The 14,867-nt window shown below is 62.8% G+C and carries 15 protein-coding genes and 1 pseudogene; 8 read left to right on the forward strand and 8 right to left on the reverse strand.

From position 1 onward, the window contains the following. The first annotated feature begins 71 nt into the window (after window positions 1–71). The 4 genes and pseudogenes from AAIA72_RS13815 (at window position 72) to AAIA72_RS13830 (ending at window position 5,139) form a co-directional block, all read left to right on the forward strand. Window positions 72–1,021 (forward strand): annotated as a pseudogene (locus tag AAIA72_RS13815) (hydrogen peroxide-inducible genes activator). Then, on the forward strand, window positions 979–3,105 hold the full coding sequence (recG, locus tag AAIA72_RS13820; RefSeq protein WP_369600886.1) for an ATP-dependent DNA helicase RecG: 2,127 nt from the start codon (window positions 979–981) through the stop codon (window positions 3,103–3,105). Before AAIA72_RS13815 ends, recG begins: the two are co-directional and overlap by 43 nt. A gap of 115 nt (window positions 3,106–3,220) precedes the next feature. Further along, window positions 3,221–4,618: an aminoacyl-tRNA deacylase and HDOD domain-containing protein gene (locus tag AAIA72_RS13825; protein ID WP_369600887.1), complete on the forward strand. Its 1,398-nt coding sequence runs from the start codon at window positions 3,221–3,223 to the stop codon at window positions 4,616–4,618. A 269-nt stretch (window positions 4,619–4,887) separates the two neighbouring features. Then, on the forward strand, window positions 4,888–5,139 hold the full coding sequence (locus tag AAIA72_RS13830) for a hypothetical protein (RefSeq protein ID WP_369600888.1): 252 nt from the start codon (window positions 4,888–4,890) through the stop codon (window positions 5,137–5,139). A gap of 97 nt (window positions 5,140–5,236) precedes the next feature. Here AAIA72_RS13830 and AAIA72_RS13835 read toward each other — a convergent pair whose 3' ends face one another. After that, window positions 5,237–5,698, reverse strand: coding sequence for a DUF2489 domain-containing protein (locus AAIA72_RS13835; protein WP_369600889.1), 462 nt, complete (start codon window positions 5,696–5,698; stop codon window positions 5,237–5,239). Window positions 5,699–5,923: 225 nt separating this feature from the next. On the opposite strand from AAIA72_RS13835, the gene AAIA72_RS13840 reads away from it, so the two are divergent. Beyond that, window positions 5,924–6,835 (forward strand): hypothetical protein, encoded by a 912-nt coding sequence (locus AAIA72_RS13840; protein WP_369600890.1) that lies wholly within the window; start codon window positions 5,924–5,926, stop codon window positions 6,833–6,835. Between the two features lie 71 nt (window positions 6,836–6,906). On the opposite strand, the gene AAIA72_RS13845 is transcribed toward AAIA72_RS13840, so the two are convergent. Continuing rightward, window positions 6,907–7,065 carry a hypothetical protein gene (locus AAIA72_RS13845; protein WP_369600891.1) on the reverse strand — a complete coding sequence of 53 codons (159 nt, stop codon included), beginning with the start codon at window positions 7,063–7,065 and terminating at the stop codon, window positions 6,907–6,909. A 108-nt stretch (window positions 7,066–7,173) separates the two neighbouring features. On the opposite strand from AAIA72_RS13845, the gene tsaD reads away from it, so the two are divergent. Further along, window positions 7,174–8,208 carry a tRNA (adenosine(37)-N6)-threonylcarbamoyltransferase complex transferase subunit TsaD gene (gene tsaD / locus AAIA72_RS13850; protein WP_369600892.1) on the forward strand — a complete coding sequence of 345 codons (1,035 nt, stop codon included), beginning with the start codon at window positions 7,174–7,176 and terminating at the stop codon, window positions 8,206–8,208. Between the two features lie 6 nt (window positions 8,209–8,214). Here the strand turns inward: tsaD and plsY are convergent, their stop codons facing one another. Then, window positions 8,215–8,808, reverse strand: coding sequence for a glycerol-3-phosphate 1-O-acyltransferase PlsY (gene plsY, locus AAIA72_RS13855; RefSeq protein ID WP_369600893.1), 594 nt, complete (start codon window positions 8,806–8,808; stop codon window positions 8,215–8,217). A gap of 54 nt (window positions 8,809–8,862) precedes the next feature. Here plsY and folB point away from each other — a divergent pair, with 54 nt between their 5' ends. Both folB and folK (AAIA72_RS13865) read left to right on the forward strand, forming a co-directional pair. Beyond that, a complete protein-coding gene (gene folB / locus AAIA72_RS13860; RefSeq protein ID WP_369600894.1) occupies window positions 8,863–9,222 on the forward strand; it encodes a dihydroneopterin aldolase in 360 nt (119 codons plus the stop codon). Beyond that, window positions 9,212–9,700 carry a 2-amino-4-hydroxy-6-hydroxymethyldihydropteridine diphosphokinase gene (gene folK / locus AAIA72_RS13865; RefSeq protein WP_369600895.1) on the forward strand — a complete coding sequence of 163 codons (489 nt, stop codon included), beginning with the start codon at window positions 9,212–9,214 and terminating at the stop codon, window positions 9,698–9,700. Before folB ends, folK (AAIA72_RS13865) begins: the two co-directional genes overlap by 11 nt. Here the strand turns inward: folK (AAIA72_RS13865) and pgi are convergent. The 5 genes from pgi to pcnB all read right to left on the reverse strand — a co-directional run bounded on the left by pgi (window position 9,684) and on the right by pcnB (window position 14,847). Then, window positions 9,684–11,297, reverse strand: a complete 1,614-nt coding sequence (gene pgi / locus AAIA72_RS13870) for a glucose-6-phosphate isomerase (protein WP_369600896.1) — start codon at window positions 11,295–11,297, stop codon at window positions 9,684–9,686. The genes folK (AAIA72_RS13865) and pgi overlap by 17 nt on opposite strands. A gap of 11 nt (window positions 11,298–11,308) precedes the next feature. Further along, a complete protein-coding gene (gene panC / locus AAIA72_RS13875; RefSeq protein ID WP_369600897.1) occupies window positions 11,309–12,163 on the reverse strand; it encodes a pantoate--beta-alanine ligase in 855 nt (284 codons plus the stop codon). Then, entirely contained in the window at window positions 12,160–12,954 is a 795-nt protein-coding gene (panB, locus tag AAIA72_RS13880; protein ID WP_369600898.1) for a 3-methyl-2-oxobutanoate hydroxymethyltransferase, read from the reverse strand. Before panB ends, panC begins: the two co-directional genes overlap by 4 nt. A 70-nt stretch (window positions 12,955–13,024) precedes the next feature. Next, the gene (gene folK / locus AAIA72_RS13885; RefSeq protein WP_369600899.1) at window positions 13,025–13,519 is read right to left on the reverse strand and encodes a 2-amino-4-hydroxy-6-hydroxymethyldihydropteridine diphosphokinase; all 495 of its coding nucleotides are present in this window, start codon (window positions 13,517–13,519) and stop codon (window positions 13,025–13,027) included. Further along, window positions 13,516–14,847, reverse strand: coding sequence for a polynucleotide adenylyltransferase PcnB (pcnB, locus tag AAIA72_RS13890; RefSeq protein ID WP_369600900.1), 1,332 nt, complete (start codon window positions 14,845–14,847; stop codon window positions 13,516–13,518). The genes folK (AAIA72_RS13885) and pcnB overlap by 4 nt, the downstream gene beginning before the upstream one ends. Window positions 14,848–14,867 lie beyond the last annotated feature (20 nt).

Below are 14,867 nucleotides of genomic sequence, written 5' to 3' on the forward strand. Positions count from 1 at the left end.
AAAGGCTGATATGTTGATTTATAGTATCAATCAAACGTCATCCTGTCAGGCCAGAGGCGACAAGCGCACCCATGACCCTTACAGAACTCAGATATATTGTCACACTTGCCGAGTACCGTCACTTCGGGCGGGCGGCAGAGAAATGTTTTGTCAGTCAGCCGACGCTGAGCGTCGCGGTCAAGAAGCTGGAAGAGGAACTGGGCGTGACACTGTTCGAGCGCAGCCGCGGACAGGTGACCGTCACCGATACCGGTGCCCGGGTGATCGAGCAGGCCCGCCGCGTACTGGATCAGGTTCAGCAGATCCGCGACATCGCCCTGAGTGGGCGGGATCAGCTCAGTTCACCCCTGCGCATCGGTGCCATCTACACGGTAGGCCCCTATCTGTTTCCCCATCTCATGCCCCAGCTGCGCCGGGAAGCACCGCGCATGTCCCTCTATATCGAGGAGGGCTATACCTCCGTGCTGCGGGAAAAGCTCCGCCATGGGGAGCTGGACGCCATCGTGGTGGCCCTGCCCTTTGATGAACCGGAAGTGCTGACCAAACCCCTCTATGACGAACCCTTTGTGGTGCTCATGCCCAGGGATCACCCGCTTGCCGCCAAAGCGGAAATCGCTCCCGAATGGCTGCGTGACTACGACCTGCTCATGCTCGGCCCGGGCCATTGTTTCCGGGATCAGGTGCTGCAGGCCTGTCCGGGGCTGGACGCGGTGGTCTCCGGACGGGCGGATAGCCGGGACGGCGGGACAGGCAAGCTGGTCACGGAAGGCAGCTCGCTGGAAACCATCCGGCACATGGTGGCTTCCGGGCTGGGGATCACCGTCCTCCCCAATCCGCCGTGCAGGCGGGTGACGATGGCGGGCTGCTGACCACCCGCCCGTTTACCTCGCCGGCACCGTCCCGCACGGTCGCACTGGCGTGGCGGGTAACCTTTCCGCGGCCGAAGGCGATTGATCTGCTGGCCCTGGCGGCGGGACAATGTCCGGTCAACTGGAACCCGGGATTGAAAAAGAGCGCCTGATGACGCTGACCGTGGATCATCTGGCGGCCGAGCCGGTCACCTGCCTGAAAGGGGTGGGCGCGGCGCTGGCCGCCAAACTGGAGCGGCTCCACATTTACACGCTTCAGGACCTTCTGTTCCATTTGCCGCTGCGTTACGAGGACCGGACACGCCTGCAGTCCGTGGCTTGGCTGCGCCCGGGGCAGTCTGCGCTGGTGGAGGGTACGGTCATCGATGCCCGGGTGGAAATGGGGCGGCGTCGCAGTCTGCTGGTGTTGCTGGATGACCGGGGTGCCCGGCTGGGGCTGCGGTTCTATTACTTCAATGCAACTCAGAAGCAACGCTGGTCCCCGGGGGCCTGCCTGCGGGTATTTGGTGAGGTGCGTCCGGGCCGCAGTGGTCTGGAAATGTATCATCCCGAGGTCACGGTTCTGCCGCCGGGCGAAACGGTACCCGTGGACGGTGCACTGACGCCGGTGTACCCCACCACCGAGGGGCTGCCCCAACGCCGGCTGCGGCAGCTCATTCAGGAGGCGCTGCGCTGGCTGGACCGGTGTCGGCCCGAGGATCTGCTGCCGGATGATCTGGTACCGGGCCTGCCTCCCATGTCACTGGAAGAGGCCTTGCGGTATCTGCATCAGCCGCCGCCCGACGCCGATCTCCGGCTCCTGGGCGAAGGGGCTCATCCCTGGCAACAGCGTCTGGCCTTTGAGGAGCTGCTGGCGCATCACCTGAGTCTCCTGCGTGTGCGCCAGACGGTGCAGGCCCGGGGGGCGCCCGTACTGGACCACACGGCGCTGCTTTCAGCCTGGCGAGAGCGACTGCCCTTTGCCCTGACCGGTGCTCAGGCCCGGGTGCTGGACGATATTCGCCGTGACATGGCTCAGGACCGGCCCATGCTGCGCCTGGTGCAGGGGGATGTGGGCTCGGGCAAGACGGCCGTGGCAGCGGCTGCGGCAGCGATTGCGGCGGGGTCCGGCTTTCAGGTAGCCATCATGGCACCCACGGATGTACTGGCCGAGCAGCATCACCGTCAGTTCGAAGCCTGGTTCGGGCCGCTGGGGCTGCAGGTGGTACGGCTCAGTGGCACCATGAAGGCGCGGGAACGGCGCGAGGCGCTGGCCGCCCTGGCATCCGGTGAGGCGGCCGTGGCCGTGGGCACGCACGCCCTGTTTCAGGACGATGTGCGCTTCAGCCGGCTGGGGCTGGTGATCATTGACGAACAGCACCGGTTCGGCGTACACCAGCGGCTTGCGCTCCGGGACAAGGGACAGCAGGGTGACCGGGTGCCTCATCAGCTGGTCATGACCGCCACCCCCATCCCCCGCACGCTGGCCATGAGTCTCTACGCGGATCTGGACACTTCGGTCATTGATGAGCTGCCGGCGGGGCGTCAGCCCATTACCACGCTGGTGGTCTCGGATACCCGCAGGGAGGAGGTCATGGCACGCATGCGCGCGGTCTGCCAGAGCGGACGCCAGGTATACTGGGTCTGCACGCTGGTGGACGAGTCTGAAGTGTTGCAGTGTCAGGCGGCCGAGGCCACGGCGGAAATGCTGGCCGCCGCCCTGCCTGACCTGCGCATCGGGCTGGTTCACGGCCGCATGAAGACCGCCGACAAACAGGCGGTCATGGCCGCCTTTGCCGCCGGTGATATACAGGTGCTGGTGGCCACCACGGTGATCGAGGTGGGCGTGGATGTTCCGAACGCGACCCTCATGGTCATCGAAAACCCGGAGCGTCTTGGCCTGGCCCAGCTTCACCAGCTGCGCGGTCGGGTGGGGCGGGGGCAGCATGCCAGTTTCTGTGTCCTCATGTATCATGCGCCCCTGTCGGAGACAGCGCGGGCGCGGCTGGAGGTCATGCGCGAAACCACAGATGGCTTCCGCATTGCGGAGAAGGATCTGGAAATCCGCGGGCCGGGAGAGGTGCTCGGAACCCGTCAGACCGGCATGGTCCAGTTTCGTATTGCCGATCTGCAGCGGGATCAGGGCTGGCTGCCCAGGGTGAGAGACGCGGCACACGCCCTGCTTGACGACCGGCGTCGTGTGGATGCGCTGATCGCCCGCTGGATTGGTGCCCGGGAAACCTATGCACAGGTTTGAGCAACACCCCGTGACAAAACGTCACAACAAGGCAAAATTCCGGCTCCCGATCCCCGTGCACTCCTGACAGACCGTGCTACGCTGTAAGAAAGACGCGTGAAAGGGAGTACTGTGCATGGTCGCCACCCCACTTCAACAACTTCTGGACGGCTGGCGTCAGGAGGACGCCGCCTTGCAGGCAGAAATTGATGGTCTCGCTCCGGTTCCCGCCCTGGAGGCCGATCCGCTGAACCGTGTGCGGACCACCGTGCTGGAAGATGAACTCGGGCGGGTTCAGGTGGTGTCACCGGACCGCTCGCTGCTGGATCTGGACAGCCTCTGTGGCCGGTTGGGCCGGGAATTGCGGCCGCTTCCCGGTGAGGCGCTGCAGACACTGGCCCGGCGGTTCCGCCTGGACGAATTGCCGGCGCTGCCCGAACTGACGGGCATGACGGCGGTGATTGATCCGGCGGTGACCCGGCTGGATCATGTGTACGTCCAGGCCGGTGACGGGGAGCACTATCTGCGTTTCAGCCAGAAACTGTTTCAGCGGGCGCTGGGCAAGCATACAGAATCGTTGCCCTGTTCCGTCCCGGTGACCCGGATTCAGGTCAACCATGATGACCCCTCTCGGGATCTTCAGCAAATTAACACCGCGATCAGTCAGTTCACCTCATTGCGTATCTGCCAGCGGCTGGAAGACACGCTCGAGATGCCGCCGCTGCCGGACACGGCGCAACGCATCATCAACCTGCGCTGTGACCCCAACGCAGGCGTGCCCGAGCTGGCGGATCTGGTGGAGACGGACCCCAGTCTCGCTGCCCAGGTGGTCAGCTGGGCCTCGTCATCATTCTACGCGGCCCCCGGCAAGATCAACTCGGTTCAGGATGCCATCGTCCGGGTGCTGGGCTTTGATCTGGTCATGAACCTGGCCATGGGGCTCGCCCTGGGCAAGACGCTCAAGGTACCGGAGGACACCCCGGAAGGCTTTGTCCCCTACTGGGAGCAGGCGGTCTGGACGGCCACCCTGGCTGGCGCACTGAGCGCCAAGGTGGGCCGCAAGCCCCGTCCGCAATACGGACTGGCCTACCTGGCGGGCCTGTTGCACAACTTCGGTTATCTGGTGCTCGCCCACGTGTTTCCGCCCCACTTCAGGCTCATCCAGCGCTATCAGCGGGTCAATCCTCATCTGGATGTGGAGCTGGTGGAGCATTTTCTCATCGGTATCACCCGCGAACAGATCGCCAGCCAGCTCATGGATGTCTGGAACATGCCGGAAGAGGTGATTGTCGCCCTGCGGCATCAGAAGAATCCCGGCTATGCGGGGGAGCATGCGGATTACAGTCGCCTGTTGTACGTGGCCACACAGCTGCTCCGTGCTCACGGTCTGGCCAGCGGGCCGGCCCGGTCCGTACCGGAAGGCCTCTGGCAGGCGCTGGAGCTGAGCCCGGTCACGGCGGAGGAAACCCTCATCCAGTTGCTGGAACTTTCCGATGAGATGGCGGGATTGGCGGACATGCTGGAGCAAGGCTGATCCCGCCCCTGGCGGACTGGCTACCCTGGCGGTGACTTGCCGGCGCGACCGGGGGCGGTCAGGTGTCCTGCCAGACCCATACGGGACCTCCTCAGGCCTTCAGGAATTGTGCCAGCACCCGCCAGACAACTGTGCTCGCCATACCAAAGATACAAAAAGTGATGAAAAAACGAATTTTGATGACCAAAAAGTAACCTGATGGAGTGGCAGCCCGGGATGGCTGAGCTAAGCTTGAAGATACAGGCAAGGTCAATCACTACGGGGGCACCATGAACCAGCTCATTTTCAATCAGGCGAGCATTTTCCACCTGCAACAGCTTGAGGTTCAGTTCCGCAAGCGTCAGGGGGTCCGTCACCGGCTGTCGGATGAGTCATCACGGCTGGAGCTGATCAGCCAGAGCAGCCAGAGCAGCGACATCATCATTCAGAAGTATTTTCGACGCTTCGCCCACGAGTTGGAGCCGGAGCTGGTGGAAGAGCTGATCGCCCGGGGTATTGTCAAGCCGGACAGTTGGGTCTGACCGGTACGGGATAAGCCCCGTGTTGTTTCATTGTTTGTTGTGTTGTTGTCGTCCAGTGTCATACTGCGCCCCCTGACGGGGGCTTTTTTTCGGGCGCTCAAAGCTTTTCCAGCAGCACGCGGGCGGCCGCCTGCAGCGCGCTCCTGTGTTCCTCTTCTATCTTCCAGCGCTTCTTGTCCTGATCAAAGGTTTCCTGCTTGCTTTGTGCCTTGCGCGCCGAATGGGTCGGGAACTCTTCCAGCAGTCCGTAAACGGTGGCAAAGATTTTCAGTCGCTCATCCGCCTGCCAGTCCGGATCCAGGTGATCCAGCAATACCTTGATGCGGATGCAGCCCTCGGACAGCTCGATCTGCTCCGTGACCATGCAGGTGGCCAGTACCTTGATGCTTTCCCGGGCATCCAGCAAATGGGGGGAGCGCTTGTGTTCGGGGGTAAACACTTCCACCTTTGGTGCCGCCGGAGGCTGATGAATCTGGCGCCACTGTTTGATGATGTAGCGAATCAGAAATCCACAGGCGATCAGGCCTGTAACAATCAGAACCCATTGAAGTACCAGCAAAATTCACCTCTCTGTAACGACTGTTAAATAGTTACGGCTTCAAACCCGGCCGGTGTGGATGAGTCAGTTGAGCCATTCTACAGGATTCCGGAAGAAAATTTGTCTGAATGATTGAGTACCCGTGCCGCTACTACCTTCGGGGTGGCGAGGAAATCGGGGGGCGACTAACCTTGGCAGACAGGAATCTGTCCAGCCTGCTCCGTCGACTATTTGGGGGACGCTTGAATGAAAGCACATTTCCGGTTCGTACTGCCCTTGCTCTGGGGGCTCAGCCCGGCGGTCTGGGCCGTGGGGCAGGGTGACCTGACGTTAACGCTCGGTGCGGGCCTGGAGCGGGCGCATCTGGACTGGAATCTGGCGGACGCCGACGGTTCTCCCGATGTGTTGTCCGAACTGACATTTGACGACCAGCGCCTCGTCCGGACGGATGGCGAACTGGCACTGGATGTGAACAGCGGACCCTTTGCCGGTCTGGCCGTCCGGGTGAACGGTCACTTTGTGGATGTCCGCAGCGGTCAGGTGACGGACCGTGACTGGAACCAGGACAACCGGCAGGGCCTTTTCAGCGAATCCCGGTCCGCGCTGGAGGGCGACACGGGCCGCGGCGGCCGCATCCTGCTGGGGTACCATTTGCGGCTGGGAAGAGTGGATCTGGTACCCCTGGCGGGCTGGGCCACCCGGAAGCGTACCCTGCGTATCCGCAACGGCACCCAGATTGTCGGGACGGCGAGCCTGGAAGGACTCGACAGTACCTATGCCACCCGCTGGTCCGGCCCCTGGCTGGGTGCAGAAATCCGCGCGACACATGGCCGCTGGGCAGCACAGCTCAGACTGGGCACACTTTTTGGTGATTACGAGGGTGAAGGGGACTGGAACCTGCGGACTGATCTGGCCCATCCGGTCAGCTATCGTCACCGGGGCAACCGGGCCTGGCTTGCAGAGGCCCAGTCCATGCTGGCTTATCAGAGCGAACGGGGCTGGCGTCTGGGCGTGACCCTGGGTTATCAGGCCGGTCGTCTCGAGTCCGGGACGGACACGCTGTTCATGGCTTCCGGCACAACCATCGAGAGCCCGCTCAACGCGGTACGTCAGCATTCGGTCTGGGGGATGCTCAACGCCGGCTGGCAGTGGCATTGATTGGCGGCTTCGGTGGTGCCGACAGTGTCGGAGGAAAAAGTCCTCCTGCCCACGCGGGGCAGGAGGTGTATTCACCGCCAAATGAACACAGAGCGCATTCCGGCGCCGGCCGGAATGCTCAGCATGATTAATGCAGAAAACAGGCCATCATTACAAAGAATAATAAAAACAATTGGATAGAGTTTTTGTGCTTCGTGCGTCACCGGCATGGTTGTAAAATCTTTCAACACTTGGGTGCTGCTCCTGCGTCAACCGGCCATCGGGCATCGGGGGCGGTACAGACTGGCGTTTTGCCGGTCACGTGGTAGACTCCGCAGCAAATCTGCCCGGTGATGAATATGCGTGTTCTCGGTATAGAAACCTCCTGCGATGAAACCGGTATCGCCCTGTACGACAGCGAGAGAGGGCTGCTGGCCCATCGCCTCTACAGTCAGATCAGCCTGCACAAGGCGTATGGTGGCGTCGTGCCCGAACTGGCCTCCCGTGACCATGTCAGGAAGGCAATTCCGCTGATCGAGGCGGTGCTGGCGGATGCCGGCTGCACGTTGAAGGAACTCGACGGTGTGGCCTACACACGGGGGCCCGGTCTGGTGGGCGCGCTGATGGTCGGGGCCACCATTGCGACAGGGCTGGCCTGGTCGCTGGGCATTCCCGTGGTGGGCGTCCATCACATGGAAGGTCACCTGCTGGCACCCATGCTGGAACCCGAGCCGCCCTCCTTTCCGGCCGTGGCGCTGCTCGTCTCCGGGGGGCATACCCAGCTGGTGGATGTGGAGGCGGTGGGGCGCTACCGGTTGCTGGGCGAATCCATTGACGATGCGGCCGGCGAGGCCTTCGACAAGGTGGCCAAGATGATGGGGTTGCCCTATCCCGGCGGGCCGCACATTGCGAAGCTGGCAGAAGCGGGCGATGACAGCCGTTTCCGCTTTCCCCGGCCCATGACTGACCGTCCCGGCATGGATTTCAGCTTCAGCGGTCTGAAGACCTTCACCCTGAATCTTCTGGAAAGGGAGGCTGACGGGTGCAGGGCCGATGACCCGGTGCGGGCCGATATTGCCGCGGGCTTTCAGTCCGCGGTCGTGGATACGCTGGTCATCAAGTGCCGCAGGGCACTGGAGGCGACGGGCCGGCGTCAGCTCATCATGGCCGGCGGTGTCAGTGCCAACAGGGTGCTGCGGACCCGCCTCGAAACCATGGCCGCAAAGCTGGGTGCCCGGGTGTTTTACGCCCGGCCGGAGTTCTGTACCGATAATGGGGCCATGATTGCCTATGCCGGGTGGTACCGGCTGATTCATGGTGAGCGGGCCGGACTGGGGGTGGAGGTGCGTCCACGCTGGCCGCTGGATGAGCTGAGCCCGCCGCCGGAAGCCTGAAGCGGCTCAGAGGATCGGCGCTTCCTCCCGGTTGGCGAGCCGTACCAGATTTTCCCGGTGCCGCACGAGGATGAACAGGGCCAGAATGGCAAACAGGGGAAACTGATCCGGCTCGAACCAGAGGGCCAGCCAGGGCGCAAAGAAGGCCGCGGTCAGTGAAGCCAGCGCGGAGATGCGCTTCCAGAACAGCATGGCAAACCAGATGAGGGTCAGCCACAGGGTCGTCACCGGGGCCAGAACCAGGCCCGCACCAAGGGTCGAGGCCACACCCTTGCCGCCCCGGAAGCGGTGGAAAACCGGCAGAACATGACCGACAATGGCCGCCAGGGCAATCGCCCACAGGGTCTCGCGAGGCAATTCCGCCTGCACGCCCAGCCACACCGGCAGGGCCGCCTTGGCGGCATCCCAGGCCAGGGTCAGGAAGGCGGCCTTGAAGCCTGCCAGACGATACACATTCGTGGCGCCCGGATTATGAGAGCCATAAAGCATCGGATTGGGCTCGTTCAGCCAGCGGCAGACCCAGATGGCACCGAGCAGCGAGCCACTGAAGTAGGCGAGGACAATGAGCGCCAGAGACAGGAAAAGTGTTGATCCATCCATGATGTGGCTATTTAATCAGCAAACTGCCCCACACGCAACGGTTCCGGAGGACTGATGGACATTGTCACCATCCGCGCACTGCAGGTGGACACCCTGATCGGTGTCTACGAATGGGAACGGACCCAGCGCAGGCCCTTGCTCATCACGCTGGACATGGGCTGGGATACCCGGCCGGCCGCGCAGTCTGATGACCTCGGGCTGGCGCTGGACTATGCCGCCGTGGCAAACCGGGTGAGAGGGCTGTGCCAGTCGCTTCAGGTGCAGCTGATCGAAACCCTGGCAGAACGTGTGGCAGATTGTGTCCAGGCCGAGTTCGGTGTGCCCTGGATCCGGGTATCGGTGGAGAAGGCGGGTGCAGTATTGCATGCCGCACACGTTGCCGTGGTCATCGAACGGGGGCAGCGTGGCTGTTGAGGTGGTTCTGGGGCTGGGCAGCAATCTGGGGCCGGACCGGCACATTCCCCGCGCCTGCGACACCCTCAGGGGATGGCTCGCCGGCTGCCGCTTTTCGCGCGTCTATGCCTGTCCGCCCGTTGGCTTTGAAGGGCCGGATTACTGGAATCTGATCGCCTGCGGAGCAACCGACCTGCCCCTGTCGGCGCTCAAGGCCCGTCTGGTGGCGCTGGAACGGCAAAGCGGCCGAACGGGCAACGAGCCGCCCCTGACCGGCCGGACGCTGGATATCGATATCCTGTTCTACGGTGACTGGCAGGGTCGCTTCGGGGATATTGAGCTGCCCCGCCCGGGCATGCTGTCTCATGCCTACACGCTCAGGCCGCTGGCCGAGCTTCTGCCGCAAAGGGTACACCCCGGAACGGGGCGTACCCTGGCGGATCACTGGGCCGACTATCCGGGTCCGGACGATCTGGTTCCGGTCAGCTACGTGCCCTGAGATAGCGCTCCACCTGCCGGGCCGTCGACGGATCCAGGCCCTCGGCGGCCTGCGCCCCGGTCAGGGCCGGCAGCAGCCGGTCAGAGAGTTCCTTGCCCAGCTCCACGCCCCACTGGTCGAAGGCGTTGATATCCCAGGTCAGAGCCTGAACAAAGACCTTGTGTTCATAGAGTGCAATCAATGCCCCCAGATGCCGGGCATCCAGCTGCGGCATGACAATCAGGTGGCTGGGACGGTTGCCGGGAATCACCCGGTGGGGTGTGCCCGCTTCCTCCAGCGAGCGTCCGACCATCAGGGCCTGCGCCTGGGCCAGACAGTTGGACACCAGATAATCGTGATGGTGAGCCAGCGGGTGTACGGGACGTCTGGCGAGAATGAAATTCACGGCAATCCTGCGTGTACCCTGATGGATCAGCTGATGGTAGGCGTGCTGACCATTGGTGCCCGGGCCACCCCAGAGAATGGCGCCGGTCGGCATGCTGACCGGCCGGCCATCCCGGTCCACGGACTTGCCGTTGCTCTCCATGTCCAGCTGTTGGAGATGGGCGGTGAGATCTGCCAGGGTCTGATCATAGGGGATGACCGCCTCGCTTTCATAACCCAGGAAGTTCTGGTACCAGACGCCGAGCATGCCCAGCAGCACCGGCAGGTTGCGGGCGCTGTCCGCTTCCAGGAAGTGCTGGTCCATGGCCCGTGCCCCGTCCAGCAGCTCGCGGAAGCAGGCCATGCCCACCTGGCAGGCAATGGGCAGTCCGATGGCGGACCAGAGACTGTAGCGGCCGCCCACCCAGTCCCACATGGGAAAGATGGCCGATTCCGGCAGCCCGAAGGCCAGCGCCTTGTCCACATTGGCGGTGACACCCGCCAGATGCCGGGAAATTTCCTGGCCCCGTATGCCGGCCTGTGCCAGCCAGTCGAGTGCGCTGCGGGCATTGAGCAGGGTTTCCTGGGTGCTGAAGGACTTGGACTGGATGATGAACAGGGTGGTGGCCGGATCGAGATCTTTCAGTGTCCAGTACAGATCATTGCCATCCACGTTGGAGACAAAGTGCACGCGGACCTGTTCCACCCAGCGGGGGCGCAGGGCATCCACCGCCACCTTGGGGCCGAGAAAGGAGCCGCCAATGCCGATGCTCACGACATCCCGGATGGGTTGGCCCGTAGCGCCTCTCAGCTCACCCGCGTGCAGGGCGCGCACAAAGGTTTCCATCTTGTTCAGCGCTTTCCGCACCTCGGAACGGGCATCCTGACCATTGACCATGACCGGCTCGCCCTCGGGCGCACGCAGCAGGGTGTGCAGCGCAGGGCGGCCTTCGGTGTGATTGACGGCCTTGCCGCCGAACAGGGCTTCGCGCGCGTCGCGGAGGCCCGCAGACTCGGCCAGACGGATCAGCAGACCGAGAATCTCGGGCGTGACCGGTGTCTTGCTGAAATCCAGCTCCAGTCCGGCACCCTCGGCAACAAACCGGTTCAGGCGATCGGGATCTTCAAAGAGTGCGGCAATGCTCAGGGGCTGACGGGCCTGCTGTTGCAGGGACGTCCACAGCCCCTGGAAGTCGTCGTGACGACTCCAGTAACGTGAGGGAAGTGTGTTCATGTCTGTCCGTCCTATTTCTCCAGTGTCAGAGACAGGTTGTCGATCAGGCGGGTACTTCCCAGAAAGAATGCGGCGAGCAGCGTGATGTCACGCGTTTCCGCCGTGGCCGGTGCCAGTGTATGGCTGTCCACGATGTGGAAATAATCCTTCCGGAAGCCCTTGCCCTCCAGTCGCTCCACTCCCTCATTTTCCAGCACGGCAAAGCGTCGGTCGCCGCCGCGGATCTTGTCCGCGATGGCGGTCAGCATCTTGTAGAGTTCGGGTGCTGTCTGACGCTCGGATGCCGAGAGATAGCCATTGCGCGAGCTCATTGCGAGCCCGTCGGCCTCCCGGACAGTTGGCAGCCCTTCGATGGTGATGGGCATGCACAGATCGCGCACCATCTTGCGGATGACGGCGAGTTGTTGAAAGTCTTTTTCCCCGAAAACGGCCACATCCGGCTGCACCATGTTGAACAGCTTGGTGACGACCGTGGCCACGCCGGTGAAATGGCCCGGCCGGCTGGCACCGCAGTGCCCTTCGGAAATGCCCGGTACGACGACACGGGTCTGCACCTCCATGCCGTCGGGATACATTTCCTCCACATCCGGATGAAAGAGCAGATGGTTGCCGGCATTGACCAGCTTGTCCTGATCCGCCTTGAGCGTGCGCGGGTACTTGTCCAGATCCTCGTTGGCCCCGAACTGCATGGGATTGACGAAAATGGACGTGACCACGTAATCGGACAGCTCCAAAGCGCGGCGAACGAGCGCCAGATGCCCTTCATGCAGGTTGCCCATGGTCGGGACAAAGCCGATCCGCTTGCCCTGTTCGCGTTGACGCTTCAGTGTCGCGCGCAGATCCTTGACAGTCGTGACAGTTCTCATCGTGTAAACGCATGCTCCTGGGTGGGGAAGGCGCCGCTCTTGACGGCATCCACATACGCTTTCAGGGCGGCCTGAATGCTCGGTTGCCCTTCCAGAAAATTCTTGACGAAGCGTGGCCGGCGGCCTGAACCCAGGCCCAGCAGATCATGCAGGACCAGCACCTGGGCATCCGTATGGGGGCCGGCACCGATGCCGATCACCGGGACGCGTGCATTGGCGGTCAGTTCTGCGGCCACCTCGGTCGGTACGCATTCCAGCAGCAGCAGGTCCGCTCCCGCATCTTCCAGTGCCCGGGCATCTTCCAGCATCTTCAGGGCCGCCGCCTCATCCCGGCCCTGCACCTTGTAACCGCCGAACTTGTTGACGGACTGGGGCGTCAGGCCCAGATGGGCGCACACGGGAATGCCCTGATACGCCATGCGTTCAACGGTTTCGCAGAGCCAGGCGCCTCCTTCGAGCTTGACCAGGTGGGCGCCGGCCTGCATGAGAATCCGGGCGTTGTCCATGGCCGTGTCCGGATCGGGGTAGGTCATGAAGGGCATGTCCGCCATGATCAGTGCGCCCTGATTGCCGCGCCTGACACAGGCCGTGTGGTAGGCCATGTCCTCGATGGTCACGGGGAGGGTGCTGTCATGTCCCTGCAGGACCATGCCCAGAGAATCTCCCACCAGAATGACTTCCACGCCGGCACTGGAGACCTCGTGCGCAAAGGTGGCATCGTAGGCGGTCAGAACCGCGAATTTTTCACCATTGGCCTTGTGCTGGTGCAGTGTGGTCAGTGTGACGGCCATTCAATGCTCCTGTCGGCTTTCTGTGCATAGACTAAAAGGATTTGTGTCCGGAATAAAGGCCCGGGTTCACTCAATGTTGATCGGGGGCAAGCTTTTCCAGTCCGTCGGATCCGAGACTGGACTGGACGTCCGCCAGGCGCTCTCCCGTTTCCGGATGGATCAGATCCGGGGCAATTTCCAGCAGCGGTACCAGGACGAAATTGCGCCGGCACATCTCCGGGTGCGGCACGGTCAGACGCGCACTGCGGATCAGCTGATCACCATACAACAGCAGATCCAGATCCAGCGTACGAGGCCCCCAGCGGACCTCCCGGACGCGCTGATGTGCGGCCTCGATGGCCTGAAGCGCGTCGAGCAGGGCTTCGGGTGCCAGCCGGGTATCCAGTGCCGCCGCCGCGTTGATGTACCAGGGCTGATCACCGGGACCGAGCGGACGGCTGCGATACAGGGAAGACGCCGCCCGCAATTGCGTGCCGGGCAGTGTGGCCAGCTCGGCAAAGGCCTGCAGAACCTGCTCTGCGGGACTGTCGAGATTGCTGCCCAGACCGATGTATGCGGTGATCATGGTGCCGGCCGTTTGCGTGGACGCCGTCTTCTGCGGCGTGGTCTGGATTCCGGTTCGGTACTGGCCGTATCCGGGCGTCCGGCCTGCATGGTCGTCCACCAGTCGCCCAGTCCGCCCAGCTGCTCACCGGCAGCTTCACGCAGCAGGAGAAAATCATAGGCCGCGCGGAAGCGCGGATGGGCCATGAGTGACTCCGCGCGCTTGCGGTTCTTGCGCGCCAGCCTCAGCTGCATTTCCCAGATTTCCTTCATGGGCAGGCTGAAGCGTTTGGGCAGGGCCGTGCTGCGAATCTGTGTGCCGATGACTTCCGACGCGGCCTCATGCAGGGCCTGCATGGGCGGCAGGCTTTGCCGGGCTTCAAGGTCGGCCTGCCTTGCGCTGACCACGGGCCAGAGTAGTGCCGCATAAAGAAATGCCGGGGTCACGGGCTTGTCCTGGCGGATACGTTCGTCCGTATTCGACAGTGCGATGCGGATCAGTTTTTCGGCAAGGGTGTTACCCTGGTCGAGCAGTGCATCGGTCTGGGGAAACAGCGGCGCAAAGAGTCCGTATTCGCGCAGCAGCCCGAAGCTGCGCACACCGTGCCCGGACAGGAACAGCTTCAGCACTTCTTCGAAGAGGCGGGCCGGGGGGATGTTGTCCAGCAAGGGTGCCATGTCGCGGATCGGTCGTGCAGTGCGGGGCTCGATTTCAAAATCCAGTTTGGCTGCAAAGCGGATCGCCCGGAGCATGCGGACGGGGTCTTCCCGGTACCGGGTTTCCGGATCACCGATCAGACGCAGCCGGCGTGCCTGAATATCTTCCATGCCACCGGCATGATCATGGATGGAGAAGTCTTCGACGCTGTAGTAGAGGGCGTTGATGGTGAAGTCGCGCCGCAGGGCATCCTCTTCCTTGGTCCCCCAGACATTGTCACGGGTAATCTGCCCCTCGTCGTTGACGGCGGCATCACCTTCTGTATTGTCGGGGTCTGCCAGCAAGGCGCGGAAGGTGGCCACCTCGATAATTTCCCGGCCGAAATGAACGTGGGCCAGGCGAAAGCGGCGACCGATCAGTCTGCAGTTGCTGAACAGGGCTTTGACCTGCTCCGGCGTGGCACTGGTGGCCACATCGAAATCCTTGGGCGGATGTCCCAGCAGTATGTCACGTACACCGCCGCCCACGATATAGGCTTCATGGCCGGCCTGGTTCAGGCGATACAGTACCTTCAGCGCGTTGGGGCTGATCAGTTTGCGGGAAACCGGGTGCTGGTCTCGCGGAATGATGCGGAGCTTGGGCTGTGGTGCGGACGCATTGCCGGTCACCCAGCGCATGATTTTCTTGATCATGATCTCTGTGGTTTGACTGC

Source organism: Thermohahella caldifontis (genome assembly GCF_041153465.1).
Classification (GTDB): domain Bacteria; phylum Pseudomonadota; class Gammaproteobacteria; order Pseudomonadales; family Oleiphilaceae; genus Thermohahella; species Thermohahella caldifontis.